The sequence below is a fragment of the Edaphobacter flagellatus genome (assembly GCF_025264665.1).
In the GTDB taxonomy this organism is placed as follows: Bacteria; Acidobacteriota; Terriglobia; order Terriglobales; family Acidobacteriaceae; genus Edaphobacter; species Edaphobacter flagellatus.
On the sequence record NZ_CP073697.1, the window covers coordinates 2,457,455 to 2,474,699 of the forward strand.

Below are 17,245 nucleotides of genomic sequence, written 5' to 3' on the forward strand. Positions count from 1 at the left end.
GAAACCTTACGGGGAGCGCCTCAACCGTGGGGATGCAGTCTTCGCCACGGCGCAGCCGACCGGGAGCGGTCACCCGCTCTCTCGTCGCCAATTTCCAGCCCACAGCTGACACAGGAGAGATGGTAGGGCAGCGTCCAGCCATAGTGGCCGCGAAACAAGAAGAATCGATGACAGAGGGGGCACTCCCACTCTTTCAACAGGTATCCGACAAACAGCCATACCAGCACATACGGCACAGTCAGAAAGAAGAACCAGTTTTCGCCCATCAGATACATGGCAACGGCGGTTACTGGAATGAAACTGGTGAGGAGGAGGAGTTGAATCACTAACAGCACGTACAGGCTGCGCCATACAGCCATGCTGCGTTTAGCTTCGGCAAACTGCTCTGCAGCCATACGCTTTTGTCCATCATCGAATTGACAAGCGGGCAGGAAATAGCCCGTAACCTTTGATGCGCAAGAATTTGCATAGTATGTCTCAGCCCCTAAAATATCCGCGAGGTATTGTCCATGTGCCGAAACATCAAGATGCTCTTCAACTTCGATCCTCCCGTCACCGACGAGGAGATTCACGCCGCCTCATTGCAGTTCGTCCGTAAGATCAGCGGATTCAACAAGCCATCGAAGGTCAACGAACAGCCCTTCAACGAGGCCATCGACGCCATCGCTCAGATCTCCGCCAAATTGCTGGCCGCTCTTGAGACCACCGCCGAGCCGCGCAACCGCGAAGAAGAGGCCGCAAAAGCCAAAGCCCGCGGTGCCTTGCGTTTTCAGAACTGAGCAGAGCGGAAAGACCGGAACCGGATCAACTGTCCTTGCGATACAGCAGGTCCTTGATCGCGGCACGACGGTGCGCGTTCTGCTCCTTGTTGCCGGCGTCGAGAGTCCCTTTTTCTGACATCTCTTCGTCTTCAACGCTGCACGACGGGCAGCGGTTGGCGAAGCCGGGTTTGCCGGGCCTAAGCTCGAACTCATCACCACAAACGGCGCAGGTTTTGATCGGAAAAGGCATGTCTCCATGATAACGCCGAGCCCGCGTCCAGGGACCACATCAACGGGCAAACGGACAGCCGCAGATTTTCATTTACAGTTCACTCATGCTCAATCGCATCCGCGCATCAGCCAACGGGAGCGGTGCGCGCAAGCTGCGCCTGCTGCCGCTGCTGGCGGCGACCTATTTCATGGTCTCCGGCGGCCCATACGATCTCGAAGACGTCATCGGCTATGGCGGATACAAACGCGCTCTGCTGCTTCTCTTTCTGCTGCCATTTTTCTGGAGCTTCCCCACGGCCATGATGCTGGGCGAGCTGGCCGCCGCCGTCCCCGCCGAGGGCGGCTTTTACGCCTGGGTGCGCCGTGCCATGGGTCCGTTCTGGGGATTTCAGGAGGCATGGCTCTCGCTCGCCTCCTCCGTCTTCGACATGGCCGTCTATCCCACGACCTTCGTCCTCTATCTCGAACGCATCGCTCCCGCGTTGACACGAGGCCACCGCGCCCTCGCGCTTGAGCTCGCCGTCGTCGCCGCTGCCGTGTTGTGGAACCTGCGCGGAGCAGCCGCCGTCGGCGAAGGTTCGATGAAGCTGTGGCTCTTCGCCATCTCGCCCTATGTCGCGCTCGTCGGCATTGCCGTCTTCGTCGGTCTGCGTGGAGTCCACGGACCCTTCGGCGGCCACGCCTCACTCGCGCATCCCGCCAACGCCGATTTCAACACCGCCATCCTCGTCGCCATGTGGAACTACATGGGCTGGGACAACGCCACCACCATCGCCAACGAAGTCGACAACCCGCAGCGCAATTATCCGCGCGTGATGCTGCTGGCCGCCGTCATGGTGATGCTCACCTACATCATCCCCGTCGCCGCCGTCGCATGGGCAGGTATCCCGTCGAGCCGCTTCACCACCGGCGCATGGGTCGACGCCGCAGGCATCCTTGGCGGAGCTGGGCTGGCCTTCACCGTCGTGCTCGCCGGTTCGCTCGACGACTTCGGCACCTTCTCGAACCTCACCCTCTCCTACACACGCCTGCCGCATGCCCTCGCCGAAGACGGCCTCTTGCCCGCCGTCTTCACCAGGCGCCTGAAGAATGGCGCGCCGTGGGTTGCGGTACTCGCCTGCGGCCTCTGCTGGGCGCTCGCGCTCGGCTTTACCTTCGAGCGCCTCATTACCATCGACCTCGTGCTGTGGGGCATGTCCATCATCCTCGAGTTCATCGCGCTCATCATTCTGCGCCGCAAGGAGCCCCATCTCCCGCGCCCCTTCCGCATCCCCGGCCCCGACTGGTTCCCCATCCTGCTCGCGCTCAGCCCCACGCTGCTCACCCTCTACGCGCTGCATGCCGCGCGCACCGAGCACGTCGCCGGGCTTCCCGCCTCGCTCTTCGCGCTCCTCATCGCAGCCCTCGGCCCGCCGCTCTACCTGGTGGCGAAGCTGAACAAGCGGTCGCGGCACGATCAACCGGCAGCAGTAGAGCTATAGTGTTCTCGATGCGACTCCGCGCCCTCGCCCTCGCTGCCGCCCTCATCGTCACAAGCCACTTCGCCTACGCGCAGAGCCAGCCCGTCATCATCGACACCGACATCGGTGACGATGTCGACGACGTCTTCGCCCTCTCACTCGCGCTCGCCAGCCCCGAGCTTCGTCTCCTCGGCATCCACTCCGCCTGGGGAGACACCGCCCTTCGCGCACGCATGATCGACCGCGCACTCTGCGAAACCGGACGCACCGAAATTTACGTCGCCGCTGGCATCCCCACAAAGACGGAGACGCCCTTCACGCAGGCCCCATGGGCAAACGCGGGCATCGAACGCAAACACGCTGACGCCGTTACCGCGCTGCTCGAGCAGATCAAAGCCCACCCCGGCCAGATCACGCTACTCGCCATCGGCCCACTCACCAACATCGGCGCCGCCATCGACCGCGACGCCATCACCTTCCGCAAGCTGAAGCGCGTCGTGCTGATGGGTGGCGCGGTGCATCGCGGCTACGGCCCTCCCGGCACCGCACCGGAGCCCGAGTACAACATCGCGCGCGATCCCGCCTCCGCACAAAAGCTGCTCGCCTCCGGCGTGCCGCTCTACTTCCTTCCGCTCGATTCGACGCAGTTGAAGTTCGACGACGCCAAACGCTCCGAGCTTGCCTCTATCAGCACGCCCATGACCGACGCGCTCCAGGTGCTCGTCGCCGAATGGATGCGCGCAACAAAACAACCCACTCCAACGCTCTTCGACGCCGTCGCCGCAGCCTACATCCTCGATCCCACAAGCTGCCCCATGACGTCGCTGCATCTTGAAATCGACAACAAAGGCATGACCATCGCCAAACCCGGCAAGCCGAACGCAAACGCCTGCCTCGAAGCCAGGCCCGATGCCTTCTTCTCCATCCTGATGCCACGTCTTCTCAACCAGAAACTCGTCGGCACAGAAGCATGTCTTGCGCGTCCTGAAAAGTAAGCGAAAATGTCTGGCGTTCAAACGAACGCACCATCAGCAGGAAGTGTCATTCCGAGCGAAGCGCTGGAAGCGCATAGCCGAGGAACCACCGTATTTGTATCCCGGCCCATGAATGCTACGTTGTGTCGATTCGGCGTGTGCAGCGTTCCCCATGCATCTCGGACTCCGCTGATCCAATCCACCGTCGCTACGCCGCGACCATTGCCTCTACTCTGCCACCATCGCACGCAGCAGCGTTGCCGCCATATTGTTCACCGGCGTCGGTATCCCGTGTTTCCTGCCGATGCGCACCACGGCGCCATTACGCGCGTCGATCTCCATCGGCCGCTCCGCAATTCTGTCCGCCAGCAGAGAGTTCACCGAATCCACCGCCGCACGCCGCGACGCCGCCAGCACTTGCTCCGGCAGATCGTCGTCCAGCTTCGCGCCCTCGGCACGTCCCACGGCAGCACACTCACGCACCAGGTCCATCGCCACCTCGCCGATGTCGTCTTCGCGCATGATGCCCGCTGGCTTCAGCAGCAGCGCCGACAACACGCCCGCCGAATTCAGACACAGCTTCTTCCACGCCACGGTCGTCCAGTCCTCCACTGCCTCGGCATCGGCCAGCGTATCGGCAAACAGCTCGACGAACCGCTTGCCCAGCGGCCCCTGTGGTACGCGCAGACTCATCGGCCCACGCTGCGCAATCCTGTCGAACCCCTTCTGCGGCGGCCTGCGCTCCGCCGGACAATCTACAATCACCGGCACAATACAAGCCTCCGGCATATACGGCGCAAACCGTTCGCGATGCTCGACACCGTTCTGCAAAATAGCGGCCGGCGTGTTCTTCTCGCGCAGCCACTCCAGCCAGCGCGCCGTCTCGGCCGCATCGTACGCCTTGGTGGCGATCAGCACCCAGTCCACCGGCTGCGCCTCTTCAGGCTGTGTCCAGATCGAGGCGCGGATGCGCATCTCGGGACGAATCTCTTCCTCCATATCGCTGCGCAGCCCAATCGATGGCGACTCCACCACCAACCCCTTCATCGGACGCCGCACACACAGCATCAATTCATGCTTGCCAGCCGATTGCAGCAGCGAAGCCACCACACCGCCAATCGCACCCACGCCAACGATCGCCACACGAGCCATGCGCGTCATTTTAGAATGAACCATGACCCTGCACATCGGCATTGTGGCCTGCTCCGCCGAAGGAGCCGCGCTCTGCTATCGCACCATCTGCTCTGAGTCCGCGCAACGGCTTGGCCCGCATGCACATCCGCAGATCTCGCTCCATTCCCATTCACTCGCCGACTACGTCGCCTGCCTCGAACGCAACGACCTGCAGGGCGTCGGCGAGATCATGCTCTCCTCCGCCACGAAGCTCGCAGCCACCGGAGCCGACTTCCTCATCTGCCCCGACAACACCATCCACCAGGCGCTCCCGCTCATCGAGTCGCGCTCGCCGCTGCCGTGGCTGCACATCGCCGAAGTCGTCGCACAGGAAGCCGCAGCGCGCGGCTATCGCAGGCCCGCAGTGACCGGAACGCAATGGCTCGTCGAAAGCAACGTCTATCCCGAAAAATTAGCCGCGTACGGCCTCGACTACCTCCGCCCGGATGCCGACGAATGTCGTGAACTCAACCGCATCATCATGGACGAGCTCGTCTACGGCGTCTTCAAGCCCGAGTCCGTCGCCTATTTTCAAAAAGTGATCGAGCGGCTGAAGCACGCAGGAGCCGATGCCGTCATCCTCGGCTGCACCGAGATCCCGCTCATCCTCAACGACACCAACTCGCCGTTGCCGACACTCGACTCCACCCGCCTGCTCGCTCGCGCTGCCTTGCAACGTGCCGCCGCAGGTTAGCCCAGCACCTTCGCCGCATCCTTCGCGAAATACGTCACGATAAAGTCCGCGCCTGCCCTGCGAATCCCCACCAGCGACTCCATCATCGCGCGTTCCGGCTCAAGCCACCCGCGCTCGAACGCCGCGCGCAGCATCGAGTACTCGCCCGACACCTGGTAAGCGCCCATCGGCACGTCGTACCGCTGCCGCGCCTCGCGAATCACATCCAGATACGGCATCGCCGGCTTCATCAGCACCATGTCTGCGCCCTCGGCCAGATCCTGGTCGATCTCGCGCATGGCCTCGCGTAGATTCGCTCCGTCCATCTGGTAGCTTCTGCGGTCGCCGAACTGTGGCGCCGAGTCCGCCGCCTCGCGGAACGGCCCATAAAACGCGCTGGCGAACTTCGACGCATAACTCAGCACGGGTGTCTGCTCCAGCCCCGCCGCATCCAGCTCCGCGCGAATCGCCTCGACACGGCCGTCCATCATATCGCTCGGCGCAACGACATCGGCTCCGGCCTTCGCCAGCGACGCCGCCGTCTTCGCAATGATCGCAACGCTCGAATCATTCTCAATGTGAAAGTGGTCGCCATCCCGCGCCACCACGCCGCAGTGTCCATGCGACGTGTACTCGCACAGGCAGACATCGGCGATCGTCACCAGCTTATCCAGCTTGCGATTCTTCTTCATCGCGCGCAGCGCCGTCTGCACAATCCCGTCGTCGGCCCATGCACCTGTCGCCTGCTCGTCCTTCTCCGCTGGCAGGCCGAACAGCAATAACCCACCAATGCCCAGCTCAGCACACTGCTCGGCCTCTTTGATCGCCTCATCCACCGAGACGTTGTACACATCCGGCATCGAGCCAATCGCCTTGCGCACGCCCTCGCCCGGACAGATAAACAGCGGATAGATCATCTGTCCCGGCTCAAGTCTCGTCTCACGCACCAGCGAACGGATCGCCTCGGTCCGGCGCAGCCGGCGCATTCTCACAGCGGGAAAATTCATGCTTCCAGTTTACGCGCCGCAGCAACAGTTGACCGTTGATCGCACCAGCAGCGTTGCTCTAGCTCGGCTCCGCAATCGAGTCATACTCCATCCCCGACGTCGAAGGAGCCAGCACCCACAGCGTGTAAATCCCCAGCACCGTACCGAACGGCACCTTGAACAGCACCAGCACTGCCGCCACAATGCCCAGCACGCGGCCCCAGGTCTTGCGCGTCAGCAGACTGTAACCAACAAACACCGCGAAGATCGCCGCCATCACCGTGAAGCCTGCAATCACCGGCATCAGGTGCATCCACGGCGCACCGTGCCCGAATGGAAAACCGTTATTCCATCTGCGGTACATGAAAGCGCGCAGAAAGAACATGCCGATGATCCCTTCGACAATACGGTAGGCCGCATACACACACCACAGCGTGCCCAGCGTCTGCAGATGCCGTTGCACACGCGGCGCAACCATCATCGGCGGATACGGCGGATATGCCGGTGGCGGATACGCAGCATACTGCGGCGGCGGAACATGCTGCGGTGGCGTCTGCTGCTGCAACACCTGCGCTCCGCAGTGAGCGCAAAACTTCACATCCGGCCCAACCGGGCCACCACATGCCTGACAGACCATCCTGCACCTCCTCTGGTGACTTGGGTCCCTGGCCAACTCTCCATTGCTACGCAGCCTGCACTGCAATGGTTCCATTCGCAGCGTGCCGCGATAACATCGGCGCGGATAACGATACCAGCGCAGCGCCTCTCCGGGCGATTACGATAATAGACGTGCCCCAAGCCATTCCAGCCGCGCCTGTTCCTGCCCCGCTCGCCGAATTCTCCTCTGCTGCGTTAGAGTGGCCGCGCCTGCGCGACTACATCGCCACGCGCACCTGGAGCCCTCTCGGCCGCGCATGGATTCAGTCACTTGAACCCTCCGCCGACCTCGCCTGGATCGCCGCGCAACACCAGTGCACGCAAGAGATGCGCACCCTCTACGCCTCCGGCGGCAGCTTCGACTTCCACGGCCTCTTCGATCCCACCACGCTGCTCGAAAAAGCCCGCATCGAAGGCTCCGCGCTCGAAGCGCTCGAAATCCTCTCGCTCGTCACCGTCGTCGAACGTATCGCCGCCTGGCGCAAGCTCATCGTGCCGCAGTCTGGCGCGCAGCCGCGCGACTGGCCCGGCATCGCCGCACTCTCCATCCCCATCCGCGATTCCGACCTCGCACCACTGCTCCATCGCCTCGCCGGAAAGATCGAGCCCGACGGCTCACTCTCCGACGATGCCTCGCCCGAGCTGCGCCGCATCCGCCGCGCCATCGACCAGCAACATCGCGCCATCGAAGAGAGCCTGCGCCGCGCCCTCAACCGGCTCTCCGCCGAGGGCAGCACGCAGGACGCCGTCATCACCATCCGCGGCGACCGCTTCGTCATCCCCGTACGCGCCGAATTCAAGCGCAAGGTCCCCGGCGTCGTCCACGGTTCGTCGTCATCCGGTCAGACCGTCTTCGTCGAACCGCTCGACACCATCGAGCAGAACAACGAGCTCGTCCGCCTGCTCGACGAAGAGCAGTCCGAAATTCACCGCATCCTCGTCGCCATGACGCGTGCCCTCGCCGCCGACGCGCCCGCCATTCTCTCCGGCGCCACGATTCTCGCCGAGATCGAATCCCACGCCGCACGCGCACGCTTCGCCATCGACCTCCGCTGCACCAGCCCCAACTTCACCGGCACACCAATTGAAGAAAACACCGAAAGCACTTCTCCCTATACGGGTGTCATTCCGAGCGAGCGTAGCGAGTCGAGGACCGGGGTCCCCAGCGAGCTTGCTCGTTGGGGTGAAAGCAACCACCGCATTTCGCCTGCCGGCCACGAAATTCAGGCACCGCACCTCTCCCTCACCAACGCGCGCCACCCGCTGCTCGAACTCCGCATGATCGCCGAGGCACGCGCCATAGGCGAAGAAGCAAAGTCGCCCATACCGCTCACTGTCGCGCTCACTAATGAAGCGCGCCAACTTATCATCAGCGGCCCCAACACCGGCGGCAAAACCGTCTCGCTCAAAACCATCGGCCTGCTCGCGCTCATGGCGCAGGCGGGAGTCCCCGTTCCCGCCGACGAAGCCGCCTTTCCGCTCTTCACCAACATCTTCGCCGACATCGGCGACGCGCAGTCCATCGAGCGCAACCTCTCCAGCTTCTCCGCGCACGTCGTCAACCTCGACCGCATCTCGCGCGACGCCGACTCCTCCTCGCTCGTGTTGCTCGACGAGCTCGGCTCCGCCACCGACCCCGAAGAAGGCGCAGCGCTCGCCGTCGCCGTCTCCCAGCACTTCCTCCATGCAAGAGTGTGGAGCTGTATCACCACGCACCTCACCTCGCTCAAGGTCTACGCCGCCAACAACCCCGGCGTGCTCAACGCCGCCGTTGGCTTCGATCAGGAAACACTCACGCCCACCTACCAGCTGCGCCTTGGCGTCCCCGGAGCCTCCGCCGGACTCAACATCGCCTCGCGCCTCGGCCTCTCACCCGCCATCATCGCCGCCGCACGCGCCCAGCTCTCCACGCAGACCGCCGATATCGCCGCCTTCCTCGATCGCCTCCATCAACAGCTCGCCGCCGTCATCGAAGAACGCGAAACTCTCAAGCTGCGCGAGCAGGAGCTGCAGCGCGAACGCATTCGCCTCGATCTCGAAGGACGCGCCGAAATCAAAGCACGCACCCGCGAGCTCGAGAAGAAACTCGAATCCCTCATCAACGACTTCGAGTACCAGCTCCGCGAAAGCGTCAAAGCCATCGACGACAAGGCCATCGCCAAAAAAATTCAGCGCGATTCCGCTACTACGCTCGCCCGCGCGCGCCGCGAATTCGGCCAGCAATTCAAATCCACCGTCGTCGCACACATGACCGGCGCCGACAAGAACGACCCCAATGCGCAGCCACACATCGTCAAAGGTGCCGACGTCGGCGATCTCGTCAAACTCAAATCGCTCGGTCGCCAGGGACGCGTCGAACGCATCGTCGAGCGCACCCCTGCAGGCGACGCCAAGACCTACGAAGTCGCCATAGGACCGATGAAGATGAAGATCTCCATCGACGACATCGCCGAAGTCGAAAAAGTAAAAGTCGTCACACCGTTAGAGGCCGCACGCAAACGCGGCGGCGTCACCATCTCCACCGCCGAAGATCCCGACTACATGCCCAGCGAGATCAACGTCATCGGCCGCACTGCCGACGAAGCCCACGACGAAGTCGCCCGCTTCCTCGACCGCGCCTTCCTCGCCGGCCTCCCACGCATCCGCATCGTGCACGGCACCGGCATGGGCATCCTGCGCCGCACCCTGCGCGACTACCTCCGCTCGCACCCGCACGTCGCCAACGTCACCGAACCGCCACAAAACCAGGGCGGACAAGGCGCCACCGAGGTCGAGCTGCGCCAATAGCCTTGAACCCTGCAGGCTGAAGGAATCCAATAGCGCTTAAAGACTCGCGAAATACCTCCATTCGCTGGTGAAAATTATCTTTTCGTCAAATTTCTTGGAGATTCCTGCATTTCTGTAAGGCAATTGCCGTAACAGCCTTCACGAATTCCGCGCTCTAATTTTCACCAGAAATTCGCTCCCCGTTTAAGATCGGCAACCTAACACTGTGTCTCTGGAGTGCAGAACCATCTGTCTCCAGTGGCCCACTCCTACCCCTTTTCCGATGGAGGCCCCATGCGCAAGTTGGCTATCTATTGTTTCGCCTTTGCTCTGCTTCTCGCTCCGAACTCACCGCTCTTCGCGCAAACCGTCGACACGGCAATCCTCGGCTCTGTCACCGATCCGCAGGGTTCCGTAATCCCCAACGCCACCGTTGTCGTGCACGCCAACGCAACCGGTCAGGAGAAGACCGTTAAAACCTCCGACGATGGGCAATACCGTGTGCAGTACCTCGTCCCCGGCATCTACACCGTCACCGTCAACGCCACGGGCTTCGCTTCGGCAACCCGCTCCGGCATCCAGCTTGCGCTCTCGCAACAAGTGCATCTCGATGTAGCCATGTCGCTCAGCGGCACACAGCAAACCGTCGACGTCAGCGCGACAATGCCTCTGCTGCAAAGTGAGAACGCTTCGCTCGGAACAACCGTCGACACCAATCGCACCGTCAACCTTCCGCTCAACGGACGCAAGTTCAACGACCTCGCCGTACTCACTCCCGGCGTCCGCGTCACCAACCCCGACAATCACTCCTCTTCCACCGACGGCTCGTCCATCGCATCCAACAGCGGCCGCGCCGACTGGGGAGCCGTACAGGTCGATGGCATCGTGATGACCAACACACGCTCCGCGTACGTCAACAACTATCCCTCCGTCGATGCGATCGAAGAGTTCCGCGTGCAGACCGGCAACTTCTCCGCAGAGTACGGCTTCTCCGCCGGCACCAATGTAAACGTACAACTGAAGAGCGGCACCAATCAGCTCCACGGCTCAGCCTTCGAATTCATCCGCAACGACGCCGTGGACGCACGCAACTACTTCGTCACCGCACCCGCCAAAAAGAATGTGCTGAAGCAGAATCAGTTCGGCGCCACACTGGGCGGCCCCATCTATCGCAACAAAACCTTCTTCTTCGGCAGCTATGAAGGCCTGCGCTCCATCGCCGAAGTCCCATCGCTCGCCAACGTGCTCACCGTCGCGCAACGTAACGGCGACTTCTCCAGCTACGACGGCACGCTCACCAATCCATACACCGGCGGCACCTACACCAACAATCAGATTCCCGTAAACGCTGTCTCAAAGAACATCATCGACCAGTACATGCCCTTGCCCAACGGCTCCTTCTCCGGCGGATACAACTACTCCGGTTCAAGCATCGGCAACCAGTCCAATAACCAGTTCATTGGTCGCATCGATCACAAGTTCAGCGACCGCGACTCCCTCTTCATCCACTACATCTACAGCAAGCGCAACTTCCCCAACACCGACGTCAACCGGAACTTCCGCTACACCGGAACCTATCCCATGCACAACGCCGCGCTGCAGTACCTGCACGTCTTCTCGCCAGCGCTCGTCAACGAGGTCCGCGTCGGCGTCAACATGGAGCACGTCAAGCAGCTCAGCCTTCGCACCGGCACCGGCTTCACCATCGAATCGCTCGGCATCAACGGCTTCAAGGTCGGCGGCCCCAACGGACGCCCCCTCAATCCCAACGAAGAAGGCTTCCCCCTGCTCAACATCTCCGGCTTCCTCGGCATGGGCGACGGCCTCGCTTCCTCGAACCTCGACTACAGCCGCACCTTCATGCTCGCCGACAACGTCACGCTCACCAGAGGCAAGCACACCTTCCTCTTCGGAGCCGACATTCGCAAAGTCGCCGGCAACGCCACCACCAACAACACGCCCTTCGGCCAGCAGAGCTTCACCGGCGACATCACCGGCTACGCTCCCGCCGACTTCATCCTCGGCGTACCCCGCACCTCCGTCACTCCCGAAGGCGTACCCATCACAGCCGCGCGGCAGTGGCGCACCGCCGAATACTTCCAGGACAACTGGCGTCTGACCGACAAGCTCACCCTCAACCTCGGCGCGCGCTACGAGATCTACGCGCCTCCCGTCGACACCAACAACGTCACACGCACGCTCGACTTCAGCCAGGCCACCCCGGTCCTTACCCCGGCTCCCGGCCAGCGGCTTAACAATATATGGAGCATCACGCACCACGACATCGCTCCCCGCGTTGGCTTCGCCTACAGTGCCACTCCCACCACCGTCGTGCGCGGCGGCTACGGCATCACCTACTACGGCGGACAATTCGACAACATCAACATCCTGCAGCTCAACCCTCCGACTGCGGGAAGCCTCACCATCACCAACCCCACCAGCAATCCTGTGGCAACCATCCAGAACCCGGTTCCCGCCGCACTCTATCCCAACCCGCCCTTCTTCAACGTCGTAACGATCCCCGCCGACCGCCATCGCCCCGACGCCATGGTGCAGACCTGGAACCTCACCGTCTCGCAGCAGTTCGGACGCAACATCGTCCTTGACTCGTCCTACGTCGGCACCAAGGGCTCCGACCTCGACACCAGCATTCACTACTGGAACTCACCCACCCCCGGCCCCGGCGCAATTCAGGCACGGCGCCCTTATCCCACCTATGCGCGTATCCGCATTCTCGACTTCACCGGCGCATCCAACTACAACTCCCTCCAGGAGCACCTGGAGTGGCGCGTCAATCCACGCTCGAACGTGACCGTGTCCTATGTCTGGTCGCACATGTTCGACAACCAGGCCAACTCCACCAACGCCGGCGGCTGCGGCTGCCAGGACGTCCGTCATCCGCACGAGTGGGCCGTGGGAACCAACGATCAGCGCCACAACTTCGTCATGGCCTACGTCTATCGCCTGCCCGACTTCACCAAAAACCGTCTCGCCGGATACGGCATCAACGGCTGGACGCTCAATGGACTCGTCAATCTGGCAAGCGGCACTCCCATCAACGTCACCCAAAGCAACGATGCTCAGAACGTCGATAATCCCTGGCAGCGCCCCAGCCTCGTGCAGGGTGTCAGCCCATACGTCAACAACAAGTCCGTCCTGAACGGCTGGTACAACCCCGATGCCTTCGTCTCCAGCGGCTACGCCTTCGGAACCACGCCGAGGAACTATCTCACCGGCACCGGTGTGAAGACCGTAAGCGCCTCGGTCATGAAGAACTTCATCATGCCCTATGCCGAAACCCACAGCCTTCAGGTCCGCTTCGAGGCCTTCAATGCGCTCAACACGCCGCAGTTCGACAACCCGTCCGCGTCGTGGGGAGCCGATGACTTCGGCCAGATCTCCTCAACCCGCATCAACAACCGCGAGCTGCAGCTTGCCGTGAAGTACCTCTTCTAACCGCCTTACTGCTGCAACTTGCCCCCGGGGAGGACGTCTCAAAAGACGCCTCCCCTTTCTTTCGCCCCCGGAACGAGGACAAAGCACCCTTAACTCCTTCGGGGGTTGACGTTTACTTATGGTGCAACAGCGAGATATGGGGAATGTGCAAATAGTTGCCTATGTTTGAGGGAAAATGTTTTTCCACTCTCCCCACGAAAAGGGAAAATTTATGGCATCCCATGCTGCAACTTGCACACAAATGGCGGCAGAAACCCCCTCGTAACCTTTGGTCTATGAATTGCATGCTAGATAGCATTGCTTCGACTCCGATGGATGGTGATGAGCTGTCCGGGTCCCTTGGGTTATTAACATGCGCCGCTCGATCTTCGCCTTGGCTCTCTTGTTGGTCTTCGCTACCGTTGCGACAGGTGTACGGCTCCACGCCTCGACAGAGTGCGAGCGCTGGATCGCCGAATACCGCAACGCGCTGGAAAACTCTCCCACGGTTCAAAAGGCCAATGCCGCGCGTCACCGGCTGCATCACTATGTCCATCGTAAAGTTGTGGCACTGACCACCAGCAAGCCGAAGCCGAAGGCCCGCGTACTGCCTGCCCGCTTCATGCGTCCGAAGATGACCCGTGAAGAAGCCCTCCACAAGATGGAACTCGCCTGCGGAGAAATCGGACTCGACGATCCAGTCCTCGGAAACCTGCCTGCCGATCCTGCTCCTGCCTTCATTGCCGACCGTGGCGCCGAAGACGAAACCCCCGGCCTGGGTGCTCTGCCAGCCAGGAACTCGCTCGTCTCGCAGAACAACCCCACTAGCTACCCTGTCTCTGGCATTCCTTCGCTTCCGACTGGCCCGGGTGGCGGCGGATCGGTGGTCCCCCCGGGAAATCCGGGGAATGGCGGTGGTCCGCCGCCGCCTCCACCGCCTCCTCCTCCGGCAGTCACGCCGGAGCCGGGAAGCTTCGTGCTCCTGGCCACAGGTGCCCTTGGAGCAGCCGGTATGCTGCGCCGCCGCTTCGCTCGCAACTAAATCCATAGCCGCCGCAAGGCGGCTATGCTACGCAGAACACCCCGAAAATCTCCCCTGGCCCACCAACAGCTGCGCACGACGAGCGCCCATCCATGACGCACCACAAGCAGGTGCCATCCGTAGCGCCACAAACAGCTCCGTAAAACGACCATCCACCCCGCACCAAGTGGAGCCTTCTCCCCGCCACCATAAGCGAGGCCCCATCTCTAGCGCACCCCAGCGGAGCCTCCTCCCAGCCACGAAAGCGGGTGCCCCATCTTCGCTCGCACAGCGAGCTAAGGTGGGATCGCACAATTACCTCCCGGCCATCACCAAAACAGGTGCTCATCCATGGCACGACCAACAGATGCATACGAGGAGCGCCAATCCAGTACGCACCAAAGGGGACCTCTTCCAACCACTAAAGCTGAGTGCCCACTCATGGCACAGCTTCATCGCGACATGGGATGGGGCGATTCGCGCAGCAGCGCGAACCACTTCCAGGCTTTCAACCCAGGGCGTCTCCGCATCCACGCCACCAACCGCCTCTAGGTATGCCAAGCTTCAGGCTTAGCCCTCTAAATAGAAACCGCCGCGAAGCGGCCACCACTCTGCCGAAGGCCGGAGTGAAGCCGAAGGCGAAACGACCCCCAGCCAGCTTGAGCGAAAAACCTTGTCAAGCCCCCAAAAATCACAACTCACTCATTCCAAAGCAAATAAACCCACAAAAATCTGCCGATGAGTTCCCCTCACTTCGCTACACTTAAATCACCAAACAAAAAAGCCCGATCCAAAAGGACCGGGGCTAACTCTTTATAAATCAATATTTTGACACCTAACCCACATCAAATCAATATTTTGCCCTGTGCAAATCATCCAAACGCAAGAAAATAAAGCGCTTGCCGAAAAAGGTACAGGGGGGGTTAGCGGCGGCGGAAACGCTGGCGGATAGCCTGCGCGCGGTCATCCTTGCTCGGCGCTGGGGGTGGCGCCTCGCCCTCGGGATAGAGAACGACAAATCGCCGTGCTCCCTCTCCCGAAGAAGCCGTTGGCAAACCAGAGGCGGCAAGCTCCAGGTGCAGCAACCGGCGCTCGCGCGAGCTCATCGGCGCAAAGGCAAACGGCTGACCGGTGCGACGCACCCGCTCGATGGCAGCTTCAGCAGCCATCCGCAGCTCCTGGTGACGCAGCAGCTTGTAATTATTGGCGTCGAAGGAGATACGGTCATGTTCCTCGTGCTCGAAGCGCAGGATCTTCGCAGCGACATGCTCCATCGCCAGCAGCAGCTCTCCGTTGCGCGCCAGCAACAGCGAAACATCAGGACCGGTAAACTCCACGCAGATCTGCGAATCGGAGGAGGAAGAAGAAGGTTGTTTTTTCGTTGAGGCTGGCACAGGCTCGACCGCACCGGCTGACTCGCTGGCGTTGGGTTGCACTTGGCCGTTGCAGGCAAGGATGTTGAACTTCAGGTTCAGACGGCCCGGGGAGATTAGCGTCTGCAGGAAGTCAGCTACCTTCTGTTTTTGTACTTCCGGGGCTTCCATGTGTGACGTACCCAGTATACGGAATTAACCGAGGCAAGGTTCAAACAAGGGGTAAAAGATTAGACTCCCCTTTGCCCGTTGGGGTTCACCTGCGCCAAAAATAAATACCAGCAACCGTTGGCTAACTCACCGGACGCCTTACTTTGCGGAGCGCTTCGCCCAGGCCATCATTCCGCCGCTCATGCTGGCAACGCACTCGAATCCGGCCCGCGCCAGCAGGCTGGCCGCAATGCTCGATCGATAACCACTGCCGCACACGGTAATAATCTCGCGATCGCGCGGCAGCCGGCCGAACAGATGCGCGAGATCGCCAAGCATGATGTGATGCGATCCCGGAATGCTCGAACCGCTGCGCTCCTGGTCGCTCCGCACGTCGAGGATCAACGTCGCGTCGTCTCCGCTGATATTTGCCTGTGACAGCGCCGCGACCTCATTCACGGTTTTCTGCGTCGTAGTAGCAAAATCGCGTCCTGACAGAATCCACGCGCTTATTCCGCGGTCGAGATATCCGGCGATGTTATCCAGCCCAACGCGAATCAGGGATCTCCGCGCTTCGTACTCGTCGCCCTCCGAGCCGATCAGCACAATCGGCAGCTTCGGATCGAGCAGCCAGCCAGCCCACAACGATAGATTGTCGCCTGCCGCGATGTTGATCGAGCCGCGCACATGCGCGCCGCCAAAGGCCTCCGGGCTGCGCAGGTCAAGCAGTGTGACGCCAGCAATGCTGCCAAGCAGCACATCCACCTGCTCGGCAGAAAACGCCGCGACGCCCGGCAACGCAGAAAGCACCGGAGCGCCAATGCTATTCAACTCCTTCATGCGCGGGTAATACGCCGGCATGGGAGGAACGCTGGCGAGAATCTTCGTCACAAACTCCTCTTCGCCATAACGAAAGAACGGATTCGTAGCGCGCTCATAACCCAGCGTCGTCTCCGTACGCTCGCTGATGCCCGCACCGCAAAGCGAACCTGCGCCATGACCTGGATAGACCAGCAAACCATCGGGCAGCGCAGCAATCCTTTGATGAAGACTGCGATACAGCTCGTGCGCCAGCGAAAGCTTCGCCTCTTCACCCAGCAGGTCAGGGCGGCCGAGCGAACCGACAAAAATAAAGTCGCCACTGAACATGGCCGCGTGTACCGACGATGCGCCGTTGAAGAGAAGGAAGGAGAGATGCTCCGGCGTGTGTCCGGGCGTGTGCAGCACCTGTAGATGCAACGAGCCAACAACGATGGAGTCGCCATCATGCAGCGTGCGATGCGGCATCGTATAGCGATAACGCTCATTCTGGTCGTATGCGCTCAATGCCAGTTCCGCACCAGTCGACTGCGCCAGCGCCGTAGAGCCAGCAGCGAAGTCCGCGTGGATATGCGTCTCCACGATGGAGACGATGCGTAGCTCCATGCGCGCCGCGTAATCGAGATAGCGATCCGTGTCGCGGATAGGATCGATCACGACGGCCTGCCCGCCATCGGAGACCACATACGAGTACTGCGCAAGGCCCGGAACTTGAAACCGCTCGATCTTCATCAACGCCCCTTTCGCGCTCCCGAACGCGCTGTTT

General features: G+C 61.5%; 14 protein-coding genes. 7 read left to right on the forward strand and 7 right to left on the reverse strand.

The window, feature by feature from the left end; translation table 11 throughout:
- Positions 1-20: 20 nt before the first annotated feature.
- Entirely contained in the window at positions 21-395 is a 375-nt protein-coding gene (locus KFE13_RS10245; protein WP_260703017.1) for a hypothetical protein, read from the reverse strand.
- 114 nt (positions 396-509) lie between these two features.
- On the opposite strand from KFE13_RS10245, the gene KFE13_RS10250 reads away from it, so the two are divergent.
- A complete protein-coding gene (locus KFE13_RS10250) occupies positions 510-779 on the forward strand; it encodes a DUF2277 domain-containing protein (RefSeq protein WP_260703018.1) in 270 nt (89 codons plus the stop codon).
- 25 nt (positions 780-804) lie between these two features.
- On the opposite strand, the gene KFE13_RS10255 is transcribed toward KFE13_RS10250, so the two are convergent.
- Positions 805-1,011: a hypothetical protein gene (locus tag KFE13_RS10255; RefSeq protein WP_260703019.1), complete on the reverse strand. Its 207-nt coding sequence runs from the start codon at positions 1,009-1,011 to the stop codon at positions 805-807.
- An 85-nt stretch (positions 1,012-1,096) separates the two neighbouring features.
- Between KFE13_RS10255 and KFE13_RS10260 the strand changes: the two genes are divergently transcribed.
- Together KFE13_RS10260 and KFE13_RS10265 are read left to right on the forward strand one after the other, a co-directional pair.
- Positions 1,097-2,473 (forward strand): APC family permease, encoded by a 1,377-nt coding sequence (locus tag KFE13_RS10260; RefSeq protein ID WP_260703020.1) that lies wholly within the window; start codon positions 1,097-1,099, stop codon positions 2,471-2,473.
- A gap of 8 nt (positions 2,474-2,481) precedes the next feature.
- On the forward strand, positions 2,482-3,447 hold the full coding sequence (locus tag KFE13_RS10265; RefSeq protein ID WP_260703021.1) for a nucleoside hydrolase: 966 nt from the start codon (positions 2,482-2,484) through the stop codon (positions 3,445-3,447).
- A 207-nt stretch (positions 3,448-3,654) separates the two neighbouring features.
- Here the strand turns inward: KFE13_RS10265 and KFE13_RS10270 are convergent, their stop codons facing one another.
- Entirely contained in the window at positions 3,655-4,602 is a 948-nt protein-coding gene (locus KFE13_RS10270) for a 2-dehydropantoate 2-reductase (protein WP_260703022.1), read from the reverse strand.
- Here KFE13_RS10270 and KFE13_RS10275 point away from each other — a divergent pair.
- A complete protein-coding gene (locus KFE13_RS10275) occupies positions 4,601-5,293 on the forward strand; it encodes an aspartate/glutamate racemase family protein (RefSeq protein WP_260703023.1) in 693 nt (230 codons plus the stop codon). The two genes, KFE13_RS10270 and KFE13_RS10275, sit on opposite strands and share 2 nt — an antisense overlap.
- Here the strand turns inward: KFE13_RS10275 and hemB are convergent.
- Both hemB and KFE13_RS10285 read right to left on the reverse strand, forming a co-directional pair.
- Entirely contained in the window at positions 5,290-6,279 is a 990-nt protein-coding gene (gene hemB / locus KFE13_RS10280; RefSeq protein WP_260703024.1) for a porphobilinogen synthase, read from the reverse strand. The two genes, KFE13_RS10275 and hemB, sit on opposite strands and share 4 nt — an antisense overlap.
- Positions 6,280-6,337: 58 nt before the next feature.
- The gene (locus KFE13_RS10285; protein ID WP_260703025.1) at positions 6,338-6,895 is read right to left on the reverse strand and encodes a zinc ribbon domain-containing protein; all 558 of its coding nucleotides are present in this window, start codon (positions 6,893-6,895) and stop codon (positions 6,338-6,340) included.
- Between the two features lie 65 nt (positions 6,896-6,960).
- On the opposite strand from KFE13_RS10285, the gene KFE13_RS10290 reads away from it, so the two are divergent.
- The 3 genes from KFE13_RS10290 (at position 6,961) to KFE13_RS10300 (ending at position 14,158) form a co-directional block, all read left to right on the forward strand.
- The gene (locus KFE13_RS10290) at positions 6,961-9,702 is read left to right on the forward strand and encodes an endonuclease MutS2 (RefSeq protein ID WP_260703026.1); all 2,742 of its coding nucleotides are present in this window, start codon (positions 6,961-6,963) and stop codon (positions 9,700-9,702) included.
- Positions 9,703-9,975: 273 nt separating this feature from the next.
- On the forward strand, positions 9,976-13,137 hold the full coding sequence (locus tag KFE13_RS10295) for a TonB-dependent receptor (RefSeq protein ID WP_260703027.1): 3,162 nt from the start codon (positions 9,976-9,978) through the stop codon (positions 13,135-13,137).
- 352 nt (positions 13,138-13,489) lie between these two features.
- Positions 13,490-14,158 carry a PEP-CTERM sorting domain-containing protein gene (locus tag KFE13_RS10300; RefSeq protein ID WP_260703028.1) on the forward strand — a complete coding sequence of 223 codons (669 nt, stop codon included), beginning with the start codon at positions 13,490-13,492 and terminating at the stop codon, positions 14,156-14,158.
- 902 nt (positions 14,159-15,060) lie between these two features.
- Here the strand turns inward: KFE13_RS10300 and KFE13_RS10305 are convergent.
- Positions 15,061-15,681, reverse strand: a complete 621-nt coding sequence (locus KFE13_RS10305) for a Jag family protein (RefSeq protein WP_260703029.1) — start codon at positions 15,679-15,681, stop codon at positions 15,061-15,063.
- Between the two features lie 138 nt (positions 15,682-15,819).
- Positions 15,820-17,211: an MBL fold metallo-hydrolase gene (locus tag KFE13_RS10310; protein WP_260703030.1), complete on the reverse strand. Its 1,392-nt coding sequence runs from the start codon at positions 17,209-17,211 to the stop codon at positions 15,820-15,822.
- Between the last annotated feature and the right edge of the window lie 34 nt (positions 17,212-17,245).

Coding starts and splice junctions, on each gene's coding strand:
- KFE13_RS10285 (WP_260703025.1), bottom strand. CDS start 6,895: ATGGTCTGTCAGGCATGTGGTGGCCCGGTTGGGCCGGATGTGAAGTTT.
- KFE13_RS10305 (WP_260703029.1), bottom strand. CDS start 15,681: ATGGAAGCCCCGGAAGTACAAAAACAGAAGGTAGCTGACTTCCTGCAG.
- KFE13_RS10290 (WP_260703026.1), top strand. CDS start 6,961: ATGGTTCCATTCGCAGCGTGCCGCGATAACATCGGCGCGGATAACGAT.
- KFE13_RS10300 (WP_260703028.1), top strand. CDS start 13,490: ATGCGCCGCTCGATCTTCGCCTTGGCTCTCTTGTTGGTCTTCGCTACC.
- KFE13_RS10295 (WP_260703027.1), top strand. CDS start 9,976: ATGCGCAAGTTGGCTATCTATTGTTTCGCCTTTGCTCTGCTTCTCGCT.
- hemB (WP_260703024.1), bottom strand. CDS start 6,279: ATGAATTTTCCCGCTGTGAGAATGCGCCGGCTGCGCCGGACCGAGGCG.
- KFE13_RS10245 (WP_260703017.1), bottom strand. CDS start 395: ATGGCTGCAGAGCAGTTTGCCGAAGCTAAACGCAGCATGGCTGTATGG.
- KFE13_RS10270 (WP_260703022.1), bottom strand. CDS start 4,602: ATGGTTCATTCTAAAATGACGCGCATGGCTCGTGTGGCGATCGTTGGC.
- KFE13_RS10310 (WP_260703030.1), bottom strand. CDS start 17,211: ATGAAGATCGAGCGGTTTCAAGTTCCGGGCCTTGCGCAGTACTCGTAT.
- KFE13_RS10250 (WP_260703018.1), top strand. CDS start 510: ATGTGCCGAAACATCAAGATGCTCTTCAACTTCGATCCTCCCGTCACC.
- KFE13_RS10260 (WP_260703020.1), top strand. CDS start 1,097: ATGCTCAATCGCATCCGCGCATCAGCCAACGGGAGCGGTGCGCGCAAG.
- KFE13_RS10255 (WP_260703019.1), bottom strand. CDS start 1,011: ATGCCTTTTCCGATCAAAACCTGCGCCGTTTGTGGTGATGAGTTCGAG.
- KFE13_RS10275 (WP_260703023.1), top strand. CDS start 4,601: ATGACCCTGCACATCGGCATTGTGGCCTGCTCCGCCGAAGGAGCCGCG.
- KFE13_RS10265 (WP_260703021.1), top strand. CDS start 2,482: ATGCGACTCCGCGCCCTCGCCCTCGCTGCCGCCCTCATCGTCACAAGC.